The 15,580-nt window shown below is 51.9% G+C and carries 11 protein-coding genes; all 11 read left to right on the top strand.

The genetic code is table 11. The features are described 5' to 3' along the window. The first annotated feature begins 13 nt into the window (after window positions 1–13). On the top strand, window positions 14–1,027 hold the full coding sequence (locus DFQ00_RS20310) for a FecCD family ABC transporter permease (RefSeq protein WP_110898311.1): 1,014 nt from the start codon (window positions 14–16) through the stop codon (window positions 1,025–1,027). Further along, on the top strand, window positions 1,024–2,067 hold the full coding sequence (locus tag DFQ00_RS20305; RefSeq protein ID WP_110898310.1) for a FecCD family ABC transporter permease: 1,044 nt from the start codon (window positions 1,024–1,026) through the stop codon (window positions 2,065–2,067). The genes DFQ00_RS20310 and DFQ00_RS20305 overlap by 4 nt, the downstream gene beginning before the upstream one ends. Before the next feature lie 13 nt (window positions 2,068–2,080). Next, window positions 2,081–2,905, top strand: a complete 825-nt coding sequence (locus DFQ00_RS20300) for an ABC transporter ATP-binding protein (protein ID WP_110898309.1) — start codon at window positions 2,081–2,083, stop codon at window positions 2,903–2,905. 314 nt (window positions 2,906–3,219) lie between these two features. Continuing rightward, window positions 3,220–4,254, top strand: a complete 1,035-nt coding sequence (locus DFQ00_RS20295) for an ATP-grasp domain-containing protein (protein ID WP_244213936.1) — start codon at window positions 3,220–3,222, stop codon at window positions 4,252–4,254. A 193-nt stretch (window positions 4,255–4,447) separates the two neighbouring features. After that, the gene (locus DFQ00_RS20290; RefSeq protein ID WP_110898308.1) at window positions 4,448–5,803 is read left to right on the top strand and encodes a diaminobutyrate--2-oxoglutarate transaminase; all 1,356 of its coding nucleotides are present in this window, start codon (window positions 4,448–4,450) and stop codon (window positions 5,801–5,803) included. Window position 5,804: 1 nt separating this feature from the next. Beyond that, a complete protein-coding gene (locus tag DFQ00_RS20285; protein WP_110898307.1) occupies window positions 5,805–7,259 on the top strand; it encodes an MFS transporter in 1,455 nt (484 codons plus the stop codon). After that, window positions 7,216–9,204: an IucA/IucC family protein gene (locus DFQ00_RS29945; protein WP_244213937.1), complete on the top strand. Its 1,989-nt coding sequence runs from the start codon at window positions 7,216–7,218 to the stop codon at window positions 9,202–9,204. Before DFQ00_RS20285 ends, DFQ00_RS29945 begins: the two co-directional genes overlap by 44 nt. After that, window positions 9,188–10,984: an IucA/IucC family protein gene (locus tag DFQ00_RS20275; protein ID WP_110898333.1), complete on the top strand. Its 1,797-nt coding sequence runs from the start codon at window positions 9,188–9,190 to the stop codon at window positions 10,982–10,984. Before DFQ00_RS29945 ends, DFQ00_RS20275 begins: the two co-directional genes overlap by 17 nt. Further along, on the top strand, window positions 10,981–11,757 hold the full coding sequence (locus tag DFQ00_RS20270) for an HpcH/HpaI aldolase family protein (RefSeq protein ID WP_110898306.1): 777 nt from the start codon (window positions 10,981–10,983) through the stop codon (window positions 11,755–11,757). Before DFQ00_RS20275 ends, DFQ00_RS20270 begins: the two co-directional genes overlap by 4 nt. Further along, window positions 11,754–13,265: a type III PLP-dependent enzyme gene (locus DFQ00_RS20265; RefSeq protein WP_167433787.1), complete on the top strand. Its 1,512-nt coding sequence runs from the start codon at window positions 11,754–11,756 to the stop codon at window positions 13,263–13,265. The genes DFQ00_RS20270 and DFQ00_RS20265 overlap by 4 nt, the downstream gene beginning before the upstream one ends. Then, window positions 13,225–15,168: an IucA/IucC family protein gene (locus tag DFQ00_RS20260; RefSeq protein ID WP_110898305.1), complete on the top strand. Its 1,944-nt coding sequence runs from the start codon at window positions 13,225–13,227 to the stop codon at window positions 15,166–15,168. The genes DFQ00_RS20265 and DFQ00_RS20260 overlap by 41 nt, the downstream gene beginning before the upstream one ends. Window positions 15,169–15,580 lie beyond the last annotated feature (412 nt).

Genomic DNA, 15,580 nt, shown 5'->3' with positions numbered 1-15,580 from the left:
AGAGAGTGAGTGTATGTTTCCCCTTTTTACCAAAGCGAGTGCCAAAACATATGGGTTGATTGCCTTGTTTCTGCTCATGCTTCTGGCAGCGTTCGCCAGTATGATGCTGGGTCGCACCCATATTAAGCTTCATATGCTCTGGGAGGTCTGGCATGCTTACGATGAAGCTTCCGTAGAACAAGTGGTGCTTATGACCGAACGTTTGCCGCGTACTGTCATTGCTGCTGTTGTGGGTGCAAGTCTTGCTGCTGCAGGTGGACTGATGCAGGCGCTGACACGTAATCCGCTGGCATCCCCGAGTGTGTTCGGCATCAACTCAGGTGCTATTTTCTTTATTGTCATTGCTGTTGTTGTGCTTTCGGTATCATCCCTGACCACGATGATGTGGTTTGGATTCGCAGGAGCGGCCATTTCCGCCGCTATTGTATATGGTCTTGGCTCCCTTGGGCGCGATGGTCTGACACCGATCAAAATTGTGCTGGCGGGAACGGCTATCTCGGCCTTGTTTGCCTCCTTTACACAAGCGATTCTGGTGCTGGACGGCACAGGACTGCAGGATGTATTGTTTTGGCTTGCCGGTTCCGTAAGCGGGCGAACACTGGACATGTTGTATCCGGTGCTGCCGTACATGGCTGCGGCTGCGCTGGTGTCTCTTTTCATGGGACGGGCGATCAATCTGCTTTTGACCGGGGATGACATTGCCAAAGGCATGGGACAGAATGTTTTGCTGGTTAAAGTTGTGATGGGCATTGTCATTGTACTGCTTGCAGGTGGCTCTGTTGCAGTAGCCGGCTCCATTGGTCTGGTTGGTCTGGTTGTGCCCCATATGATGCGTGCACTCGTGGGCAATGATTATCGCTGGCTTGTACCGTATTGCTTCGTGGGTGGAGCGATTTTGCTCATGTCTGCCGATGTGGTAGCAAGGTTGGTTATTGTTCCGCAGGAGGTGCCGCTCGGTGTGATGACGGCTCTGATTGGCGGACCGTTCTTCGTATACATTGCCCGTAAGGGGGTGACGAAGATATGAGGAGAATGCTGACGTTTCGTAACAAAAAAGATACCGTGTCCATGCAGGTGGAACGTAAATCCATGCTGGTTATCTTCGTGTGTGTCCTTTTGTTTCTGATCGCGGGCGTTGTCGGAACAAGTTTAGGCAGTGATTTTATTGCCCCATGGGATGTACTGCGAACGATTCTGGGGCTGAACGCAGGCGAGCATGATTTCGTTGTACTGACGCTGCGTTTGCCGCGTGTATTGTTATCGCTGCTTGTAGGCGCAGCACTTGGCATGTCGGGTGCACTGCTGCAGGGCATTATTCGAAATCCGCTCGCTTCACCCGATGTGATCGGAATAACGGGCGGGGCTGCCGTAGCTGCAGTAGGATTCGTCTCTTTGCTGGGCGGAGCGGTGAGCATCAAGCTGCTGCCGCTATTCGCGGTTATCGGTGCACTGGTCACGGCATTCATCATTTATGTGCTGGCCTGGAAAAAGGGAGTAACACCGATCCGGCTTGTGCTGATCGGCATTGGCGTATCTGCCATTACGGGAGCAGGTACAACCTTTATGCTTATTCTAAGTCCGTTCTATACAGCCAGTCAGGCCTATATCTGGCTGACAGGCAGCATCTATGGCGCAACCTGGACGGATATTCAGACCATACTGCCTGTTATTGTCATCGTTGTGCCTGTGGCCATCTGGTTAGCCCGGAGCTTGAACGCACAGGAATTCGGGGATGATCTTGCTACAGGGCTGGGAGTCAAAGTGCAATGGCACCGCTCTGCGCTGCTGTTATGCAGCGTGCTGCTCGCAGGAATCGCCGTGTCGGTAGCCGGCACAATCGGGTTTGTCGGTCTGATTGCTCCGCATATCGCAAGGAAGCTGGTCGGACGCATGTTTGGCAGCCTGCTGCTCGTGTCTGGTTTTGTCGGGGCTTTACTTGTATGTGCAGCTGATCTGATTGCCCGAACCGCTTTCTTGCCGCTTGATGTACCGGCGGGGGTATTTACCGCAGGTATTGGTGCACCTTTTTTCCTGTATCTGCTGTTCAAAAACCGAAATCAATATTAAGGAGGAGATGGCCGTGAGTATTCTGAAGGCCAAGGAGCTTACAATCTCCTATGGAGCAGATCCCATTATTGAGAATTTGAACTTGACCATCCCCAAGGGGGAAATTACGGTGCTGATCGGCAGCAATGGCTGTGGCAAGTCCACCCTGCTGCGTACGATGGCAAGATTGCTGAAAGCCAGTGCGGGTACCGTACTGCTTGATGGTGAAGAAATTGCCAAGCTGCCGACTAAAGAGATTTCAAGACGTATGTCTATTTTGCCGCAGGGGCCGACGGCGCCAGAAGGGCTTACGGTGAGCCAACTGGTTCGCCAAGGGCGATATCCACACCAGACATGGCTGAAGCAATGGTCGCGTGAGGATGAGCGCATGGTGGAGCTGGCTCTGGAATCTACCCATCTTACAGCACTCGCTGATCGGCCGGTAGATGCTCTGTCAGGCGGTCAGCGTCAGCGTGCATGGATTGCCATGACGCTTGCCCAAGGAACTGAAACTCTTTTGCTGGACGAGCCCACGACATATCTGGACATGACCCATCAGATTGATATTCTGGATCTGTTATTTGAGCTAAACGAGAAGGAGGGGCGCACCATCGTTATGGTGCTGCACGATCTGAATCTGGCCTGCCGCTACGCACACCATATTGTGGCGGTGCACAACAAGTCGATCTATGCGGAAGGGAAACCGGAGGACATCATTACACGTGAGCTTGTGCGCAACGTTTTTCAGATGGAGTGTGACATAGCTGTTGATCCATTATTCGGCACGCCGACCTGTATTCCGCACGGTAAAGGCAGGAAGCTGAATGCAGAGCAGCAACGGTATACACAGCTCGCTTGATGAGCAGCAGGTGTATTCAGCATTAACTGTTTAACTTAACCCACATATTCTCCTCCATGCCATTGCAATACTTCATTGTTACGGGGATAACGAAACAGGCGAGCACAAGAGCATTTATGTTATAACTTGCCTGTTTTATTATGCCTTCTTCGATTTTTATAAACCATTCAGCATGAATCCCCTCCCTCGGAAAAAAGAAACTATTTTTACCTTTAAAGTTTTATATTGACAATATGTCGAGAATTGCCATAAAATAGATTTTGTATGATACTGATAATCATTATCAATAAATTCAACCGATAGGAAGGTCGGATATGAACTTTATGGGCACAAGTTACTCCGTTTTTCCGAAAGGCATGGAAAACTTGCAGAATCGGCTGATTTTGCATAAAGCAAGAGAAATGGGCATTGACTGCGAGCCGCTTGTGGATGGATGTGAGGATTTCCTGAAGCTGTCACTGGAACATCAGCAGAGGATCATTAACAAAACCAGAACACATCGTCTGCCGCTGATCGCCGGACTGCTTGCCAAAAACAAGCAGGCGTGTAATCTGCTGCTTCAGGAGCAAGGAATGCCAGTCCCCCCATATATCGTTGTGACAGCAATGGGACAAGAAGCTCAAGCTTTTCTGTTACAGCATGGCTCCATTGTGGTCAAACCGCTGGATGCCAGCAGCAGTAAGGGAGTTACACTGGATGTGCGCACTGATGCCGAGCTGAATCAGGCCATTCAACTTGCAACGGGGTTCGGAAGCGACATACTGCTACAGCAATATGTAGTTGGAACGGATTACCGGGTGCTGATTATCAATGAGCAGGTTGCTGCTGTCAACCAATACCGGCCTGTATACGTTATTGGCAATGGCAGTTCAACGGTAAGGGAACTTATTGAGCTGCTGAACCGCAGCCGAATCATGGAGACGGAGATCGGGGAATATGAAGCCTTTCCCGAGATTGAGCTGCACAATGAGTTGGAGAATGAACGCTTGCTGAATGCCCTGCGCAAGCAAGGTACGAGCCTTAGTGACGTGCCTCCTGGGGGGAAGGAAATCGAACTGTATGATCTGCGAAACTCTGCTGCCGGGAGGATCAGCGAATATTATCGTGATTGTACGGAGCATATCCATCCAGATAACGCCCGCATGATGGTTCAGGCCGCAAGGGCGCTCCAGATTGATGTTGCCGGTATAGACGTGCGCTGTAAGGACATTCGAGTTCCTGTGACGTCCGCGCAAGGCGGGATTCTGGAGGTGAACGCTTTGCCGGATCTGACACACCACGTTTATCCGCATGGCGGGACGACAAGGGATGTTGTACGTCAATATCTGGAATATGTATGTCAAAGTTAATGGCTGACAGTTCGTGGTGATTAACGTTGAGATGTCCTACGAGCTGGAAGCTGGGCTGACGGCTCGTATCTGGAGCATTTTTAATAACTAATAGTTCAGTAAAGAACCTGTAACGTGCAGTAAAGCACCAGTGAAAAGCAATTTCACGGGCATGCTCTATGCCTGAATTGATGATAAGGGGCGTTTAACAGTTATGTCAGTAGAGGTACAGACGGAATACCTGAAGCTGCAGTGTGAGAAGGAATCCAATGCAAGAGCTTATTCCCGGCATTTCCCGCTCGTCATCAGCAAGGCGCAAGGCATCAGGCTAACAGATACGGAAGGTCGTAGATTCTATGATTGTCTGGCTGGTGCGGGAACGTTGGCGCTCGGGCACAATCATGAAACGGTCGTGAGCGCCATTCGGGAAGTGCTGGATCAGCAGATTCCGCTACATACGCTGGATCTGGCTACACCGCTTAAACTTTCGTTTATGCAGGAGCTGCTGGCCATGCTGCCCGAAGAGATGCGGGATACGTCCAAAATCCAGTTTTGTGGTCCTACCGGGGCAGATGCTGTAGAAGCAGCCATCAAGCTGGTAAAGCATGCGACAGGTGGAAAGTCCATTCTGGCATTTCACGGGGGATATCATGGTTCAACACAGGCAACGATGTCCATGAGCGGTAATCTGAGCAAAAAAGAACAGCTGCAAAGCCTGCTGCCAGATGTGCATTTCCTGCCATTTCCGTATGAGTATCGCTGTCCCTTTGGTGTAGGTGAAGGTATGACTGCCCGGTTAAGCGCACAGTACATTGAGAACCTGCTGCTTGATTGTGAGAGCGGGATTGCAGCTCCATGCGGTGTGATCGTAGAGACGGTACAGGGCGAGGGTGGGGCGATTCCGGCAGATCTGGAATGGCTAAGAGAGCTGCGCCGGATAACGGCAGAACGTAACATTCCACTCATTATTGATGAGGTGCAGACGGGTATTGGCCGAACAGGTCGTATGTTTTCGTTTGAGCATGCAGGCATTGTGCCAGATGTTATTATTTGCTCCAAAGCGGTAGGAGGAAGCCTGCCGATGTCTGTTGTGATCTATAAGGAAGAGCTGGACCAGTGGAAGCCGGGAGCGCATACGGGCACATTCCGTGGCAATCAACTGGGCATGGCAGCGGGGCTGGCTACGTTACGATACATTCGCGAGCATAACGTGCTGCATAATGTAAAGCTGCGTAGCGAGCAGTTTATGACAAGGCTGCAAGCGCTGAAGGCACGTTTTGCAGAGATTGGTGATGTTCGCGGTCGGGGGCTGATGATCGGCGTGGAGATTGTTAATCCGCGAGGCGGTAAGGATCGCCTTGGACATTATTTGCAGGATGGGGAGCTGGCCTCTGTCATTCAGCAGCAGTGCTTCCGCAATGGGCTCATTGTGGAGCTTGGCGGACGTCATTCGGCAGTTGTGCGTTTCCTGCCACCGCTGAATATTACAGAGAAGGAAGCTGGCGAGGTGCTGACAATTTTTGAACAATCGGTATCGGAGGCCGTGGCTAATACATCCGCGGTTCACTGACATGCTGAAAATATCATTGCTTAGGCAGCATGCGGTATTACTGGCTATTCTGCTCGGAGCCTTTACCCTGGTGCTCACCAACAGTGCGTTTAACCTGCTGCTGCCTTATTTTATCAAGCATTATCACATCTCCACCACCGCAGGCGGCTGGATCATTGCGCTGTACATGCTCGCCATGACATTAACGATGCCGCTGGCCTCGCTGATTGTAGATCGGCTGGGACGCAAGCGGACGTATATGCTGGGCATTGCCATCTATGGAGGATTCTCCGTACTGGGAGCGCTGTTCCATGCTTCTATCGAGGTGTTGCTGGTGGTACGGTTCATGCATGGTGTAGCGGCGGGGCTGATGATTCCATTGTCCCTTGTACTGCTGTTTGACGTTTACGGACCGGAGGTTCGGGGACGTATTACGGGCGCGTGGGGTCTCCTGCTTATGCTTGCTCCTGCTGCTGGGCCGACGCTGGGTGGTGTCATCATTCAATATGGGCGGCTGGAGATGCTGTTTTGGCTGAATGTGCCTCTCGCAGTGTTTTCCTGGATTGGATGTGCAAAGGTCATTCAAACCTATATCCCGGCTCGCAGAAAATCATGGCATCCCTCCAGTGTGCTGCGTCTTGCAGGTGCAGTCGGGGCACTCAGTCTGGGAGTACAGCTGTTCGCCAGCCAAGCGGGAACACTGTGGATACGATGGCTACTGATTGCCTTTGGCTTGATGCTGCTAATGCGCTTTATCCAGGTAGAGAATCGACGTGAAGAGCCGCTGATACGTTACAAGCTACTGCGAAGACAAGGAATATACCCTCTTACGGTTGTCATCTCAACGATTCAGGACTGTGTGATGTTTGGTGTCATTTTTGCGGTGCCTCTGCTTCTGCAGGAGGTATTTCAATTGTCTCCGGCGCTTTCCGGGGCATTGTTTATTCCACTGTCCATCTGCACCAGTCTGTTCATGTGGATTGGCGGCAATTGGCTGGATCGCGGTCGTTCACTTCGTTTTATCGCGTGGGGAACCCTGCTCGTATCGCTGTCGATCCTGATATTTGCTTTTTTGCCCATGGGACCGCCAATCTGGATCATCGGTGTGCTGATGGCCTGCCGGGGGATTGGTGTGGGACTGTCAGGCATGAGCATCACCTCGCTTGGACTACAGGCCTTGCCCGAGGAAGACATGCATGAAGGATCGGTGTTATGCACCACGATTGAACGATTGGCTTCATCATTTGCAGTTATGGGTATGACGCTGTATTACGATATGCGCTGGCAGTGGCTTGCCGGACATGGCAGAGCAGTTGATCTGGCCAAATGGGGAGCTCTCCAGGAAATATGCATCGGGCTGGGCTGCGCCATCCTGCTGACATTACCTCTGGTATTACTTATAACGCGAAAGAAGGTAGGCATCCTTGTTCAAAATGGGAATCAAACGCAAGTCCAGGGCGGCGCAGCAGGCCGATGAACATACATGTAAACTGCTGCTGAACTGTTATATCCGCGAGCTTGGGCCGGAGAGGAAAGAGCATATCCAGCTCAAACCGGATACGCACATCTATTCCATCTTTTTTCCGTGTAGCGGTGTAAGGGTGACTGGAAAGCTGTCCTATTACTCGGCGATGGGTGAGCATGAGTATTCGAGCATCAGCTATAACGGGGGAACGGTACATTACCGTGATCTGGCACGCTGGATTTCCGCTGAGATTGCCGGAGAAGGCAAGGAGGGGAATTGTTCAGGAGAAGGAACAGGACAAGAAGAGCAAATAAAGTATACAAGAGAAAAAGTCACGGATCGGTTCGATGATTTTGCCCAAAAGGTCGAGAACAGCGCATCTAATCTGACCTTGTACATGGAGCAGGCATCAGACCACGGTATCCATAATTACATTACATCCGAGCAGTCTTTATTGTATGGTCATCCGTTTCACCCGTTTCCGAAAAACTCCAGAGGTTTTACCGCAGAGGATGTACGGAAGTACAGCCCGGAGCTTCAGGTCTCGTTCCAGCTCTGTTATATCGCCGTAAGGCAGGATGTGTATGCAGAGGAATGGGTGAAGCACGCGGAAAAAATAAATCTTCAATCTTTACTGGCAAGCTACGACTTGCCTGTGTCCAAAGAAAAAATGAGCATGTATGGGCTGCTGCCCGTCCACCCATGGCAATATGAACACATCACACGTCTGGACGAGGTTCAGTCCTATATCCGCGAAGAGAAGCTGCTGCTGCTCGGCAGTGCAGGACCCAGGGTTTACCCCACTTCCTCTGTGCGTACGGTATACGTGCCGGACTGGAGCTGTAACATCAAGCTGTCACTGAACATGCAGATTACGAATATGATTCGTACCAACAATGCCGAGCAGATGAGGCGCACACTGGATGCGTCCAGATATGTGTGGCAGCAAGGATGTTTTGCAGCCGAGCCGCAGACTCATATTGCGTACGAGACAGGTGTAGCGACATGTATGTTCGAGGAGGAAGAGCTTACAAGCCTGTTCACCATCGCTTACCGGCCGATTGAGTTCGATCCCGCGGATACATATGTGTTGTCCAGTTTGGTGGAGTCGCCGCTACCGGGGGCACCATCCCGGCTGATCACCATGCTTGGCCATTACGCTGGTCATGGTCATGAGAGCAAGGGTGATAAAGCAAACAGTAAATATACAGAGGGCACTCATATGTTATCTGCAGGAAGTAAACAATCCACCAACGACCACATCTGGCATGGTCAGGCAGGGTATCAACCTGCGACTGCGACCAATCCAAGGATCAACATAGGCTTGGTGGAGCACTGGCTCGCCCGTTATCTGGACTGCTCACTGCTACCGCTGGTAAGAGCGGCTGGAGAGAAGGGCATTCATTTTGAAGCCCATCTACAGAACACTCTGGTGACGCTTGAGCGGGGCATGCCTGTTGCTTTTATCGTGCGTGATCTGGAAGGGGTAAGTGTTGACCGGGAATTCGTCAGTGAACGACTGCAGGATGAACAGATGCAAGATCAGGCAATTGCAGCAAACAAAGCTACAACCAAAGCCGCAACCAAAGCCGAAGTTACATCTAAACCTATAGAAATAACAGGGCTGTTATATTATTCGCGTGAACAGGCGTGGGCGCGGACCTCGTATTATTTTATCGTCAACCACCTTGGAGCCTTGCTTCATGTTCTTGCCCGGGATATGGGGGTGCCGGAAGAGCACTTCTGGATGCAGGTGCGACATGCGCTGGAGGCAGAGCTGGCTCGAACAGGCAACATTTATGTACAGCATCTGCTGACGGCAGAGGCTTTTCTCGCCAAACAAAATCTGGTCAGCTGTCTCACGGGCATTAGTCAGACCCCGGCATATGTGCCGGTACGTAACGTCATGAAACGTTTAGGGAGTGAAGCATGTGACAGTCATGGATATCGAAATTAAGACAGGCGAGAGCCCTGTATATGTGGAAGTTCAGGAGCGAATCATGCGGCAGACGCTGGAGGCGCTATGGTTTGAGGGGATTTTGGATTGTCAGGTGAACGGACAGGAGTGGCGTACCAGCGGAACTACAGCTTCAGGCGAATCCGTGGTGTATACCTGTGAGGCGGAGCAAAAGTTTTCGTTTGGCCGAGTGAAGGTGAAGAAAGGATCTATTATGCGTGAGGGCATCGTCTGCTCCGATCTGGATCGGTTTCTGGAGGAAATGGTGTTGAACCACCTGAAGGGTGCGAATGTATCGGCTTTTATTCAGGAGCTACAGGAAACGATGGCCAAGGATAGTCAGTGCCGCGCAGTATTGCCACAGAGCATTCCAATTGGGGATCGGCACTACGATGCACTGGAGAGTCATATGACTGACGGTCATCTGTATCATCCAAGCTACAAGTCACGGCTAGGGTTCTCGCTACAGGACAATCTGGCCTACGGCCCCGAGTTTAATGCAGACGTTGCACTGATCTGGGTTGCGGTGAGAAAGGAACTGGCCCAAACGGCTGTATCCAGCGGTTACACTTGTGAGTCTTTGCTTGAGCAGCACCTGACCGTGGAGGACAGGCAGCAGTTCCGCCAGAATCTTTTGGCTAAAGCAGGTTCGAACGATATCGGTTCCTACAGCTTGATTCCTGTTCATCCTTGGCAGTGGGAGCATGCACTGGAGTCTATATTTGCCCGGCAGCTGATGGATGGCGACATCGTGTATCTGGGGGCTTCTTCCTCCACCTACCGTGCGCAGCAATCCATTCGTTCTCTCTCGAACCGGAAGAATAAGCAGGCCCCTTATATCAAGCTGGCTCTGAGCATTACCAACACGTCGAGCACGCGTATTCTTGCCCAGCATACAACGCAAAATGCGCCTCTGATCAGCGATTGGCTGGATGAACTGGTGCGTGAGGATGAGCTGTTGCGGCAGGAGCAGTTTGCCATTTTGAAAGAAATCATGGGCCTTTCGTTCCGCTATGAACAACTGCCTGTCACTCAATATGGGCGCGCTTACGGCACTCTCGGTGCAATCTGGCGTGAAAATGTATCCGTTCACCTGAGCGCAGGTGAGACGGCTTGGCCGCTGAATGCCCTGATGCTGGTGCAGCGGAACGGAGTTCCTTATGTGCAGGAGGCCATTCAGCGGTATGGGGTACAGGAGTGGGCAGAAGCGCTCGTTCGCACACTTACCTTGCCGATTATTCATCTGTTATATGCGCACGGGATTGCGCTTGAATCTCATGCCCAGAATATCATTCTGGTGATTGAAAACGAACTGCCCAAACGCATCATCATCAAGGATTTGCATGATGGCGTCCGGTACGTCCCGGATCAGCTATTGCACCCGGAACGTGCGCCCAAGCTGCATCCCGAACCGGAAACACACCGTAAGTTCAACCGGTATTCGTTCATCTACGCTGGTGATGTGTCGGAGGTGCGTGACTATACGTATGATGCTTTCTTTTTTATCTGCATGACGGATATTGCGCTGGCACTGGAGCCCTTCGGCCTGTCCGAAGAAAGCTTCTGGAAGCTGTGTGCAGGTGTCATTCTGGATTATCAGCGGCAGCATCCCGAGTATGCGGAGAGGTTTAAGATGTTTGACCTTTTTGCAGCAGATGCCTTGATTGAAGAGATGACCAAACGCCGGCTGTATGGGGATGGCGAGCTATATTTCCGCAAAGCAAGTAACCCGCTCAAGCTGGCTAAGGATACGCTCCAACAGAAGGCAGAAGGCCAATGAGGGTGAATACACTCAAGGATAAGATCGCTCGTAAACAGGAAGTATTCGGCCTGTTTGTCTCTATTCCGCATCCCATCATCATAGAGTTGATCGGTCAGGCCGAATATGACTTTGTCATTATTGATCTGGAGCATACAGCGACGTCGATGGAATCCGTAGAAGAATTAATTCGAGCGGCCGAGCTGGCTGAGCTTACACCCTTGGTGCGCATCTCGAGGGTGGAGCGGACCGAAATTCTGAAAGTGCTGGACTGCGGGGCACAGGGCATCGTCATTCCGCATGTAGAAACGCTGGCTCAAGTGAAGGAAGCGGTACATCATGCGTATTATCATCCGATAGGCATGCGTAGTCTGAACAGCGGACGGCCTGGAGTATTCGGCAAGTTTCCGCTGATAGACTACATTGCGGAGGCCAATGAACAGGTGATGATTGTGCCTATGATTGAAAGCGTGAAGGGTGTGCGGCAAAGCCCGGAACTGATGTCTCATCCGCAGGTGAGCTTTGTGCTGGAAGGGGCGGCGGATTTGTCGCAGTCGCTGGGTGTGCCTTGGCAGACAGATCACCCGGACGTGCAGGATGCGCTGCGGACACTCCATGACACTGCACAGCAGTGCGGCGTGCCCTATGCCACGGTGACAAGGGGAATCAAGGACATGCAGGTGTGGCGTGAACGGGGTGTGCACATCTATGTGCTCGGGGATGACCGTAATACAGCATTCCGGGCATATACCCAAAAGCGAAACGACTACAGAAATGCAGGTGGACAGACATGAAAGCAGGGGTACAGCAAGCGCTGGAGGAACTAAAACGGGTAAAGCTGGACGAGCCAATCTGTTCATATATCTACGATTTGGCTGGAATACAGGCACAGGTGCGTGAAATGCTGCAAACGATGCCTGTGAACACGAGATTGTTCTATGCGATCAAAGCGAACCCTGATCCACGTATTATTGAAGCCTTGCTTCCATGGGTGAAGGGCTTTGAGGTGGCTTCTATTGGCGAGCTGCTGAAGGTGAGGGCGGTAAGCCGCGATGTTCCGATTCTGTTCGGAGGCCCAGGCAAGAAGGAAAGCGAGCTGAAGCAAGCGCTGGAGCAGGACGTGAGCTATATCCATGTGGAGAGCGTGCTGGAGCTGAGGCGTATTATTGCCATTGCGAAGGAGCGCATTGTAACACGTGATGAACATATGAAGCAGTCAGAGCGGAATGATGATCGCGAGCCAGAAGAGCAAGTACAGCAGCAACGGAGGCAAGCAGGGAGAGAAGCTGGTGAGCTGGCGGTTAAGCTGGCAGATGAGCAGGTAAGTGCGCAATCAGGCAAACGGACAGGTGAGCAGGAGGACGATACGGAATACTGCGCCCACAAGATGGTGCTGGAACACCCGGAGCAAACATGGGAGGTCGCAGGTCACAGGGGAGATGTGCCTGAGGTTCGTGTGCTGCTGCGAATTAACCTGCGAAGCAGTGCGCTGCCGCAAACGAAGATTGTCATGGGAGGCAGTCCGAGTCCATTTGGAATGGATGAAGAGGATCTGGAGGAGGCGATCGAGCTGCTCCGCGTGGAAGGCGCGGGGGTGATTCGGTTGTGTGGATTCCATTTTCATTCCTTGTCCAACAACATGGATGCAGGGCTGCATGCCGAGATGATTGAGCTGTATTTGCAAAAGGTGGAGCAGTGGCAGCAGCGATATCACGTGCAGGTAGACATTGTGAATGCGGGTGGTGGCTTCGGTGTGACGTATGATGGCAGTCCTGGCTTCGACTGGCCTTTGTTTACGAAGCTTCTGGAGCAGAGTGAGAGCAGAAAGCGCCTTGCTGCCCGCGGAGGTGAGCTGTTCTTCGAATCAGGTCGCCTGCTGGTTGCCGAACACGGTTATTATGCAGCAGAGGTCACGGATATCAAGCGTTCGCATGGAGAGTGGTTTGCCATCGTGCGAGGAGGTACACATCATCAGCGTCTGCCTGCCTCATGGGGACACAATCATCCATTCCAGATTGTATATACAGAACAATGGCAACATGCGTTCAGCAGACCCGAAGTCAAGCAAGGGCGAGTCCACATCGCAGGTGAGCTATGTACACCGAAGGATCGTCTGCATTCAGATGCAGAAGTGGAGAGGTTACGGGTAGGTGATATTGTTGTTTTTGTTAAATCCGGTGCGTACTCCTGGACGATCTCCCATCACGATTTTCTGGGACATCCGCACCCGGCATTTCACTATTTGACGGAGGAGGATGAACATGTCAACGCTAATTCAGTGTTCCAGTCGGCAAGCCGCTGAGCTACGGGTGATGTCTGATCTGATGAATAGTCTGCTGGCGGAGCAGTTGCTTCCGCTGGAAGGTCAATCCTTTGTTGATTTGGCCGTTGCTCCTGCACCGCTTCGAAACTTGTATAAGAGATATGAGACTCAAGTGGCAAAGAGCACCGGGAAGCATCATACGCACCATCACCCTGTCGATGTGCAGAATAAACATGAGCACAGTTCTGGTGAGGATACGCCTGCGGCTATGGTGCCTTTTCGTTTGGGATTGCATACAGAGGGTGTACTGTGTCTGGTGGAAAAAGGGGTACGGCAGGCAGTGCAGTGGGTTCCGGGTTCGCCCATCTATGAGGAGAAGCCGGATGGCAGCTGGAGTGAGATTCTCACTCCTGCCGAAGTGGCCCAAGCGGTGCTACAGCGGGCATTGTCTCAGGATGCCTATTCACAGCCCGGTGTGGCGGATTTCCTGGCAAGCGTGAATCTGGCGGTAGAACAGTACGCACTGGGCTGGGATCAGGTACAGACGTTATCTGCATGTCATCCGAAGTCAGCATATGATTGGTTTGTGAAGGGAGAGCGTATTGCTGCACTGCGAGATCGTCCGTTCCATCCATGCTCCAAAGCAAAGGTCGGATTCAGCGCAGAAGATGTTGCCAGATATGCAGCCGAGTTCGGGAAGACGATCCCGCTGCGCTGGGTGGCAATCAAGCGGGATGCAGTGCAGCAGGGATGTGAAGGTGGCATGTCCATTCTGAATGTACTGTATGATTCCCAGCGTGAAGAGATGCAATCGGAATACCTTCGTAGAGGTCTGAGCATAGACGCTTATGTGCCAATGCCAGTCCATCCGTGGCAGCTAGAGCATGTGATTTTGCCCCGCTTCACCAAAGAAATCGTAGCGGGCACGATTGTAGTGCTGGATACACAGGTTGGTAACGTATACGCTACCTCTTCCCTGCGCTCCATGGCTCAAACTGCGGAGTCTGCGCTTATGCTCAAGCTGCCGGTCAGTGTTCTGTCGTTAGGTGCGGCGCGTTATCTTCCGGTGGTTAAGCTGCTGAACGGGCTTGTGGGGGAGAGAATGCTGAGACAGGCAGTGGCTTGTGACGAGACGCTGCAAGACAAGGTGTATATGTGTGAGGAGCAGAACTGGTGGGGATACATGCCGGAGGCCATGGGGCTGTTCGATGATCACCCGCGCCATCTGGCAGCACAGATTCGGGTTTATCCGGCTGAGCTTCTGGACGATGCTTATAAAATCATTCCGATGGCTGCACTTGGCGTAAATCTGGACGGGCACCATCTGCTGAGCGACATTGCAGGCAGGGAGCCGAGTGCGAAGCATGTGCTGGACTTCTATTCTGACATAGCTGCCACGTTCTATGATATTGTCATGCGGCTATTCAAGGTGGGGGTTGTGCCGGAGATTCATGGTCAGAACTGCTGTCTCGTCCTGCGGGATAATCAGGTGAAGGGGCTGCTGTTCCGGGACCATGACTCTGTGCGTCTGCATCAGCCGTATCTGGACAAGCATGGGATAGCCGATCCGGCATATCACATTCGCCCCGGATATTCCAACAGCCTTTACAATGAAACGATCGAGAAGCTGATCTTCTACGTGCAGTCTCTCGGGACGCAGGTGAATCTGGCTGCGATCATGGAGGCTTTGAGCGAAGTGTATAACATCCCGGAAACGGAGTTCTGGGAGATCACGGAGCAGGCCTGGCGGGAAGCGCTGCATGCTGTGCAGCTTCCCGAAGCGGATCGGGCCGCGCTTGCTCGGGTTATTTTCGAGAGCGAGACGTGGCCTGTGAAGTTAGTTGTCCGTCCGCTGCTTGAGGCGGACGGTGTGCCAGGCGCGATGCCGTCGGGCAAAGGCCAGGGGTGGAACCCTTTTTACAAAGGGGAGATGGAAGGATAGGAGCGGAACGAGGCAATGCTTAGGATGCATGAAAATGTTGAATAGGATGTTGATGGTGGCTTTATATAGGATGTCTCTTGCTGGGAAGAGAGATTTAATATCGGGGCTGCTTCTAGATTGTGGGCTTGGTCTTATAGCTAGGGTTCATTGGATTTAAGCGCCCCCACATCTTGTTTATTCTAATGAATTCAGATGAGCTTATCTGAGCGATATAGGACTTCTGGAATTGTAACGATTCACAGAGCCCTTATTTTGCTGAAAACACATGACAAACGCCTATTTTAACATCAATTTCTCCATATAAGATTTCCTCGGATCGTTAGAAAAATGTACATTTCGATTAGGGGCTTTAAAGTCCGGGGGAAGTAGGCAGCTTTAGATTTTAGAAAAGGAGTCCCCATTCCGGCAGTGG

It is taken from the genome of Paenibacillus barcinonensis, from assembly GCF_003217495.1.
GTDB lineage: Bacteria > Bacillota > Bacilli > Paenibacillales > Paenibacillaceae > Paenibacillus > Paenibacillus barcinonensis.
This window is presented reverse-complemented; position numbering and strand designations above follow the sequence as displayed.